Source organism: Mesorhizobium sp. Cs1299R1N3 (assembly GCF_037179625.1).
Classification (GTDB): domain Bacteria; phylum Pseudomonadota; class Alphaproteobacteria; order Rhizobiales; family Rhizobiaceae; genus Mesorhizobium; species Mesorhizobium salmacidum.
Map to the genome: position 1 here is coordinate 1 of NZ_JAPYKQ010000038.1, position 7,567 is coordinate 7,567.

The window sequence follows — 7,567 nt, forward strand, 5'->3', positions numbered from 1 at the left end:
CTCGCGAAGATCATTGGAAAGAGGTCGAGTCATCAGATGCTGGCCTCCATTCCAGCCAGCATCTTGAATCACAAAACCGACTGATCCGGAATCCCTTCGATTCCATCAACTCGTGAACCGCTCTAGATCAGCAACAACCCCTTCATGCTGGAATAGCCTTTTCGCCCGATGATGATGTGGTCGTGCACGGAAATACCCAGCCGCTTGGCCGCTTCGATGATCTCTTTTGTCATCTCGATATCAGCGCGCGACGGTGTTGGGTCGCCCGAGGGGTGGTTGTGGACCAGGATGATCGCGGTGGCCGACAGCTCGAGCGCGCGCTTGACCACTTCCCTGGGATAGACCGGCGTGTGGTCGACCGTGCCGGTCTGCTGCACTTCGTCGGCGATCAGCGCGTTCTTCTTGTCGAGGAACAGGATGCGGAACTGCTCGCGCGCCTCGAACGCCATGGCCGAGCGGCAATAGTCGAGAAGCTGTTGCCATGAGGCCAGGACTTCGCGGCCATGGACCTCGCCGCGCGCCATGCGCTGGGCGGTTGCCGCGACGACCTTCAACTCGAGCGCCACGGTCGGGCCGATGCCCTTGACCTCCTGCAACAGGCCGACGGGCGCGCCGAGCACTTCGGCTAGGGTGCCGAAGCGGGCCAGCAGCGCCTTGGCGACCGGCTTGGTGTCGGCGCGCGGGATCAGGCGGAAGAGTAGGAGTTCCAGAAGCTCATAGTCGGGCAAGGCGTCCGGACCGGCCGAGGCAAAGCGCTCGCGCAGACGATCGCGATGGCCGAGATAATGCGGTTTTTCATCGACTGCCGCCTTGGCTCTCGCCGCCGGCCGCACCGGCACCTCGGAGAAGAAGCTCCGTTCGTCGTCGTCGCCTTGTGTCGCCATGTGCCGCCCATATCCAGCCCGCAGCTGAGCAATGATCGCTGATCCCCACGAAATACTAGGACGGCGGGCAGGGGCGGTCGAGGTCTTTTCGGCGGCAAAGAATGGATGGCCTCCGCCTTCCGCGCAATGTTGCGGCAATGGGAGTCGCGCAAGCTCTCGGTGTCGTCATCGATGACGCCCCATTCGGAGACAACCAAGATGCCCAGGCTCATTCGTATCCAGCTGTCCGCCGGCCTGCTCCTGAGCTTCAGTCCTGCAATGGCTGCCCCGGTGATCGATGCCATACCCGCCGATAGCCGCCCTGGTCGGAACCTGCCGATTCATTTCATCCAATATGATGATCCTTGCACGGACGGCCGTTACAGCGACGGGAGGCCGCATAATTGCCGGGAGATCCTGCGCATGCTGGATCGCCGGGAGCGTTATCGGGAAAGGCACGACTATTACCGCCGCGAACGCTACGATCCATGCACCGATGGCAGGGTCAGCGATGGCCGTCCGCACAGTTGCCGGGAAATAATGCGCTGGTTACGAGACCAGGACGAGGGCGAAGACTGGCGGCCACGCAAACATTGGAAATAGGCCGCCATCCAAGACCTCGCGACGGCCTCCTAGGCCGGCAGGCCGGGGCGGTCGAGCTTTTTGGGCGACAGCGTGAAAATCTCGCAGCCGGTGTCGGTCACGCCGATCGTGTGCTCGTATTGCGCCGACAGCGAGCGGTCGCGTGTCACCGCCGTCCAGCCATCCGACAGGACCTTCACATGCGGCCGGCCGAGGTTGATCATCGGCTCGATGGTGAAGATCATGCCGGGGCGCATTTCCACGCCTTCAGTGGCATTGCCGTAGTGCAGGATGTTGGGAGCGTCGTGGAACAGCTGACCGACGCCGTGGCCGCAGAAATCGCGCACCACCGAGCAGCGCTCGGCTTCGGCGTAGGTCTGGATGGCGGCGCCGATGACACCGGTGCGCGCGCCCGGCCTGACGGCGGCGATGCCGCGCATCAGGCATTCGTGGGTGACCTCGAGCAGGCGTTCGGCTGCCCGCTTGATCGTGCCGACCGGGTACATGCGCGAGGAATCGCCGTGCCAGCCGTCGAGGATGTAGGTCACATCGATGTTGACGATATCGCCATCCTTCAGCGGCTTGTTGTCGGGAATGCCGTGACAGACGACATGGTTGATCGAGGTGCAGGACGATTTCGTGTAGCCGCGATAGTTGAGCGTGGCCGGCAGTGCGCCGTGGTCCATGCCGAACTCGAAGACGAAACGGTCGATAGTCTCGGTGGTGACGCCGGGGCCGACCATCGGCACCAGCTCGTCCAGGCAGCGCGCGGTGAGGTCGCATGCCTTGCGCATGCCGGCAAAGCCTTCCTCACCATAAAGGCGGATCTGGCCGGTGTTTCTGAGCGGTGCCGTGGCGGCGTCGAGATAGGTGACCATTTTGCCCATATAGAAGGTGGCGCGCCGCAGGAGCGCGGGCGCGAAGATGTCACCAGATTTGGCACCTGAGGGCGAAAGGTTCAAGGACGAACTGCCTGATGCGGCCCCAACGGCCCGGATATTCGCTTGCCCCGCCGCTCAGGCGCACGGCCTTCGACGCGGAGACCGACCCGGCCAACCAGTAATCGCGCCGCCGGAAAGGCCTGCCGGGCCGCTCGATGCCGGCAGGCCTTCCCTTGCCAGATGCAGCAAAGGAGGCAGTTTTCCGCAGTGACGACACATTTCCGTGGCACACCGCACAAAGCAACTTTTGACGATGAGCGGCGTTGCTTGGGCGATGCCGGTCGGGAGATGTCGGATGGACAGATTGCAATTCGAGGTGCCGGTGCGCATCGCACCAGGCCCCGGCATGCCCGTCGAGGAAATCTACAGCGTCGAGCAGGCGCTCGATTTTCTGCAGGACTGGCCGGCGCGCCGGCAGGGACCGGTGTATCAGAAAGCCTTCAATGCCTGTTTCGGTGCCACGGTCGATGTGGTCGAGACCGAAGACGCCTGCCGGGCGTTCATGGCGTTCTGCCGCGTCGCCGGACTGATGGCCGGCGACATGATGGCGCCGCGCAAGCGCGGCGGCGAGGCGAGAGCGCTGCAGGCCTGAGGGCGTCATCGCGTGGGGGGAACCAGTTCAGCTTGAGTGTGCATGACGATTCGCTTGCGCCGATGCATTGGCCGGCGCTGTTAAGCTTCCGTTTCCACCTTCGCGGTTAGCCATTGATTGTTCGGCAATGGTTGATTCGTTGCGTCAGTTTCATGGGTCGGAAGATGTCCTCAGAAAAAGTCCGTGCGTTCCCAATCGATCGTCAGCTGTTTTTGGTCAGGGAAGTTGCCGCCAAGCTCGGCAATCTGCATGGCGAGACCGCCACCTCGTTCTGGAAGACAAAGGCGGCGGAGTTGCTCGATCTCATTGTCGGGACGGGCAGGGACAGAACGGCAGCCGGTGACGAAGTGCGCAGGTTCTTCCTTGCCGTTCAAAGAGAGTTATCGGCTGGTGCGACCGTGGGAGAGGTCCCGATCCTTACCGCCTGAAGTAAATCCTGCCCGCAGGCAACTGCACGCTTGGCGACGCCGGAAATGCGTCATTTGCCCTCCATGGCGTGCCGAGAAGGTCCGCGTACCGAGGCCGGCTGTTGGAGCCAATGGCTGTCTCGTAGAAAGTGAATCGAACTTTTTAGCCGTTCATTCATATATGCGTGCTTTCTAATTGATCATGCTGTTCAACTGCTTCACCCGGATTCGGCTCGTGGCGGCCGGCATGCGCCGCAGCAGAGCCGCGAACGTCGCCACCATCTTTGCCCTTACCCTGCCGATCGTTGTCGGTGCGGCGGGTTTTGGCGTTGAAACCTCCTATTGGTACTACAACAGCTTGAGATTGCAGGCCACGGCGGATGCCGCGGCCTATGCCGGCGCGCTGGAGAAGATCGCGGGGTCCGACACGCCGACGATCGTCGCGGCCGCGACCCAGTCGGCCGCGACGAATGGTCTTGGCGCCGGCACGATCGTCGTCAATACGCCGCCCACATCCGGGCCGAACACGGCCAAAAAGGCGGTCGAGGTCGTCGTCAGGCAGAATCTCGACCGGATGTTCACCTCGCTCTTCGCGCAGGGCCAGGTTCCCGAACAGGCGAGGGCGGTGGCGCTCATCACCGACGCCTCCAAGGCCTGCGACCTATCGCTCAGTCCGTCAGCCTCGCAGGCGGTGATCTTTTCCGGCAGCACCAGCGTCAAGCTCACCGGCTGCGTCATCATGGCGAATTCGATCGCCAACGACGCCATCAAGGTGCAAGGATCGGCGGCCCTCCAGGCCGACTGCCTGATATCGGCGGGCGGCGTCGTGCTGAATAATCCGGTGACCACGATCTGCAAGTCTCCGATCACCCAGGCCTTGCCCGCATCCGATCCGTTCTCCAGCCTGCTGGCGCCCGCCGCCAGCAACCCATGCCAGAATCTCAAAGGCAATAAGACGACGCAAACAATCCAGCCCGGGACTTATTGCGGTGGCATGGATCTCTCCGGTAATGTCACGCTTTCTCCCGGCGTTTATGTTGTCCAGGGCAATTTGAAAATCAACGCGGGCGCGGTCATCCAGGGCGACGGCGTGACCATCTTCATGGCGGGCAGCAGCACCGTCAGCATGAACGGCAACGCGACCGTGACGCTCAGCGCGCCGCAGTCGGGCACCTATTCCGGCATGCTGTTCTACGGTGACAGGACAGGCACGGCGGCGCAGAGCACCTTCAACGGTACGGCAACATCCTTGCTGACCGGCGCTATCTATTTCCCAAAGCAGCAGGTCAACTACCTGGGCAACTTCTCGGGCCAGAACGGTTGCACGCAGGTTGTGGCCGACACTATCCAGTGGTCGGGCAATTCCACCATCAACCAGGACTGCTCGAGTCTCGGGATGAAGGACATCCCCGCGGCGGCGTCGGTCGCGATTGTCGAATGAAGCGCGTGGCCTATCGATTGATCCCAGCCATTCGCGATGACGCGGGCATCGCCGCGGTGGAGTTCGCGCTGGTCCTGCCCATCCTTTGCGCGGCGTTGCTCGGCATCATGGACGGTTGGTCATACGTCACGAGTTCGATGTCGATGCGCGCCGGCGTGAAGACGGCAGCGAACATGGTTATGGCCGGCACCGCCGACGACAGCGCGACGCAGGCCGCGGCGCTGGCGAGCTGGGAGAAGCGGCCGGACGACGGGCAGGTTACGCTGAGCCGGATTTACATGTGCGGGACGACCGTGGTCGATGCTTCCACCTTGTGCAGTGGCCCGAAGGCGCCATCGGTCTATGTCCAGATCCAGGCATCGGCCACATGGGTGCCGCCCTTCACCTTCGGTGTCTTTTCCGCGCCTAGCGCCATCGGCCACCTGGAGGTGATCCGTGTCCGCTAGGGCTGTTCCAGGAAAGGTGCCTAGTGGGTTTGCTTCCGGAATTGCGCCAACAAATAGCGCAAGAGCAAGCTCGTTCAGGCGGGATCGCTCCGGCGGGGCCGGACTGGAATTCGCGCTCATCGCGCCTTTCCTTATCATGCTGTTGTTCGGAATCTTTGCCTTTGGCTGGTCGATGAATTCGGCCTCCAGCGTTCGCTATACGCTGGAGGCGTCCGCACGGTCCCTGCAGCTTAACAACACGCTGACCCAGGCCGACATCCAGGCGATCGCGACGCAGAAACTGCTTGCGCTGGGTCTGAAGAATGTGAACGTCACGATCGCCACCGACCCGGCGAGCGGCGGCTTTCGCATGGCGCACCTGACCGCTGCCTATGCGTTTGTCATAGATTTCCCATATTTCAACGCCTACCCGATCAATTACGCGACGACCGTTACCGTGCCGCTGGTCGGCGGTTAGCCACGTAGTCTGCCAGACAGCGAATCTGCTGGCCTCGAGCCCTGCGGCCGGGCTGCATGAGTTCCCCTCGTTGACGGGCATGCAATTCAAGTCTGGCAAAGGAGTCATGGGTCGGCGCTTTTCTGCCGCGTGATGGGCTCTTTTTCACAGTGGGGCGTAGCCGAAAATTTTTATCCAAGACATCAAGGATCTTTAAACTTCTGCCCGTTACCAGAGCACGTATGGCCTCGTGGCGGAGCGGCTACGCTAGAGACTGCAAATCTCGGAAGCCTCGGTTCGATTCCGAGGCGAGGCCTCCAAAATTCCGAAGCTGATGGACTGGTGGATCGGGCGGGAGTGGATCCATCCCTGGTCCATTTCCACATTACGCCAAGCGCTTCCGCTTGAGCGCAAAAAAGCTCTAACGGAACAGATATCTCGACACTTCGGGGTTGCCGCGGCGCCACATCACATTGTCGAGGAAGTAATGGTGCACGTTGATGAAAATCAACACGATGAAGAAGAACAGCGACGACCCCAGGACTTCCCGGTCATAGGGGATAAGGGCCGTCAGCACGGTCGGCACCAGCCAGAAACCCAGACCGCCGAGGAGAAGGCCAGCACTGATGAACTCCAGAAGCCGCACCCTGTAAGCCGGACCAAGGATGGACAGGATTCTGGATGGCGGAACTTTCTCGGCATCGCGCCCGTCACGCTCGACATTGCTCTGGTAACGCCAGACCACCGCCAGGTACTGCAAGGAATGGAGCGCCGGCACCACCAGCAGCCAGAGCGGATTTGTCCTTACGATCAGAATCCAGAGATATAGGGACGCGATGTAGGCGATGACGCCGTTATACGGCAGGCTGCCGCCATTCCTGCTCCAACGATTGATCAGCATCACGGCAGTGGCGGCCGTGGAAGCGGCCGCGGCCGACAGCGCAATCGCGTTGAGCCATGCAGGGGTGGCAAACGTATAATATTCCAGCCCCAGGTATTTTCCCTGGCTGACCGCCGTGTTCGTCTGAAGCCATGCGAACAGCCAAACGGCATAGCTGTTGATCAGCAGGATTTTCTTGTCCGGATCGGTGAAGAACCTGCGCTTCAGGACGGCATCCACCATCAACATGCCGTAGCCTTGCTTGACGTAGTGCCAGCCCACGAAAAAGAACATCGAGTTGGTTGCGTTGCCCAGCAGCCGGGCGTTCGCCGTTATCGAGCCGTAGGCAAAAAATGCGCCCATGAGCAGGGGAACGACGATGCCGGCGACGATGTAGCGGATCTGGAGGTTCCTGTCGTAACCGTCGCCGCGCAGCTTCCGCCCAAAATTGCGGTAGAAGAGTTGGTATGAGTGGGCGAAGTGCGGATAGTTTATCAGATAAGCCAGGAAAAGCATCGTCGCCGCCACCAGACCTTCGTATCTCAGTGGCACGAAATACAGCGCCGGCAAGATCAGGAATGCGCTGCCGCCGAGCATCAGAAAGTCCGCGAGCGGACCAAAGAGATATCTTGGTGGCGTTGCCGCGGGAGCGCGTATATCCGCCGAAAGGTGAACTGCCATATGAGCGCTCCCTTCGTATTCCATTTAACCACCGGCCCGTCTGCTCGACAAGATAGAGGAGCCGAGCGCTAGCGCGAAAGGCATGGGGTATCGGCTGCAACGGATGCCGTAACCCGCAATGTTGTCGACGCGATGCCGCCCCTGCCAAATTGCATCGGCCAGGCGTTCGCTGCGGTTGTGTGCGTCAAGTTCTGCAAAATTGGGCGGCCATGGTGCTGGTCATGCGGCTTGGCGTAGAGCGAGTTTTTTGTGCTCGCGCAGATCGTCCATATTGATGTATCGGTTGGCCTCCATCCAG

General features: G+C 61.2%; 9 protein-coding genes and 1 tRNA gene. 7 read left to right on the plus strand and 3 right to left on the minus strand.

Annotation, left to right across the window (positions count from 1 at the left end; translation table 11 throughout):
* Positions 1-122: 122 nt before the first annotated feature.
* Positions 123-884 carry a RadC family protein gene (radC, locus tag O7B34_RS31725; RefSeq protein ID WP_337107219.1) on the minus strand — a complete coding sequence of 254 codons (762 nt, stop codon included), beginning with the start codon at positions 882-884 and terminating at the stop codon, positions 123-125.
* Positions 885-989: 105 nt separating this feature from the next.
* Here radC and O7B34_RS31730 point away from each other — a divergent pair, with 105 nt between their 5' ends.
* The gene (locus O7B34_RS31730; RefSeq protein WP_337149668.1) at positions 990-1,466 is read left to right on the plus strand and encodes a hypothetical protein; all 477 of its coding nucleotides are present in this window, start codon (positions 990-992) and stop codon (positions 1,464-1,466) included.
* Positions 1,467-1,495: 29 nt separating this feature from the next.
* Here the strand turns inward: O7B34_RS31730 and map are convergent, their stop codons facing one another.
* Positions 1,496-2,323 (minus strand): type I methionyl aminopeptidase, encoded by an 828-nt coding sequence (map, locus tag O7B34_RS31735; protein WP_337149677.1) that lies wholly within the window; start codon positions 2,321-2,323, stop codon positions 1,496-1,498.
* Positions 2,324-2,681: 358 nt separating this feature from the next.
* Here map and O7B34_RS31740 point away from each other — a divergent pair, with 358 nt between their 5' ends.
* From O7B34_RS31740 to O7B34_RS31765, 6 genes are all read left to right on the plus strand, one after another.
* On the plus strand, positions 2,682-2,978 hold the full coding sequence (locus tag O7B34_RS31740) for a DUF982 domain-containing protein (protein WP_337149670.1): 297 nt from the start codon (positions 2,682-2,684) through the stop codon (positions 2,976-2,978).
* Between the two features lie 164 nt (positions 2,979-3,142).
* A complete protein-coding gene (locus tag O7B34_RS31745; protein ID WP_337149679.1) occupies positions 3,143-3,406 on the plus strand; it encodes a DUF6074 family protein in 264 nt (87 codons plus the stop codon).
* A gap of 181 nt (positions 3,407-3,587) precedes the next feature.
* Positions 3,588-4,826, plus strand: coding sequence for a pilus assembly protein TadG-related protein (locus O7B34_RS31750; protein ID WP_337149681.1), 1,239 nt, complete (start codon positions 3,588-3,590; stop codon positions 4,824-4,826).
* On the plus strand, positions 4,823-5,272 hold the full coding sequence (locus O7B34_RS31755) for a TadE/TadG family type IV pilus assembly protein (protein WP_337149672.1): 450 nt from the start codon (positions 4,823-4,825) through the stop codon (positions 5,270-5,272). The genes O7B34_RS31750 and O7B34_RS31755 overlap by 4 nt, the downstream gene beginning before the upstream one ends.
* 16 nt (positions 5,273-5,288) lie before the next feature.
* Positions 5,289-5,729 (plus strand): TadE/TadG family type IV pilus assembly protein, encoded by a 441-nt coding sequence (locus tag O7B34_RS31760; protein WP_337149683.1) that lies wholly within the window; start codon positions 5,289-5,291, stop codon positions 5,727-5,729.
* Positions 5,730-5,952: 223 nt separating this feature from the next.
* Positions 5,953-6,028 (plus strand) — tRNA-Cys (locus tag O7B34_RS31765).
* 101 nt (positions 6,029-6,129) lie between these two features.
* On the opposite strand, the gene O7B34_RS31770 is transcribed toward O7B34_RS31765, so the two are convergent.
* Complete coding sequence (locus tag O7B34_RS31770) at positions 6,130-7,269, minus strand: hypothetical protein (protein ID WP_337149674.1); 1,140 nt, start codon at positions 7,267-7,269, stop codon at positions 6,130-6,132.
* Positions 7,270-7,567: the final 298 nt, after the last annotated feature.

Excerpts from the sequence above, each read along its gene's own strand:
- radC (WP_337107219.1), bottom strand. The coding sequence starts at position 884 with ATGGCGACACAAGGCGACGACGACGAACGGAGCTTCTTCTCCGAGGTG.
- O7B34_RS31730 (WP_337149668.1), top strand. The coding sequence starts at position 990 with ATGGCCTCCGCCTTCCGCGCAATGTTGCGGCAATGGGAGTCGCGCAAG.
- map (WP_337149677.1), bottom strand. The coding sequence starts at position 2,323 with ATGGTCACCTATCTCGACGCCGCCACGGCACCGCTCAGAAACACCGGC.
- O7B34_RS31740 (WP_337149670.1), top strand. The coding sequence starts at position 2,682 with ATGGACAGATTGCAATTCGAGGTGCCGGTGCGCATCGCACCAGGCCCC.
- O7B34_RS31745 (WP_337149679.1), top strand. The coding sequence starts at position 3,143 with ATGTCCTCAGAAAAAGTCCGTGCGTTCCCAATCGATCGTCAGCTGTTT.
- O7B34_RS31750 (WP_337149681.1), top strand. The coding sequence starts at position 3,588 with ATGCTGTTCAACTGCTTCACCCGGATTCGGCTCGTGGCGGCCGGCATG.
- O7B34_RS31755 (WP_337149672.1), top strand. The coding sequence starts at position 4,823 with ATGAAGCGCGTGGCCTATCGATTGATCCCAGCCATTCGCGATGACGCG.
- O7B34_RS31770 (WP_337149674.1), bottom strand. The coding sequence starts at position 7,269 with ATGGCAGTTCACCTTTCGGCGGATATACGCGCTCCCGCGGCAACGCCA.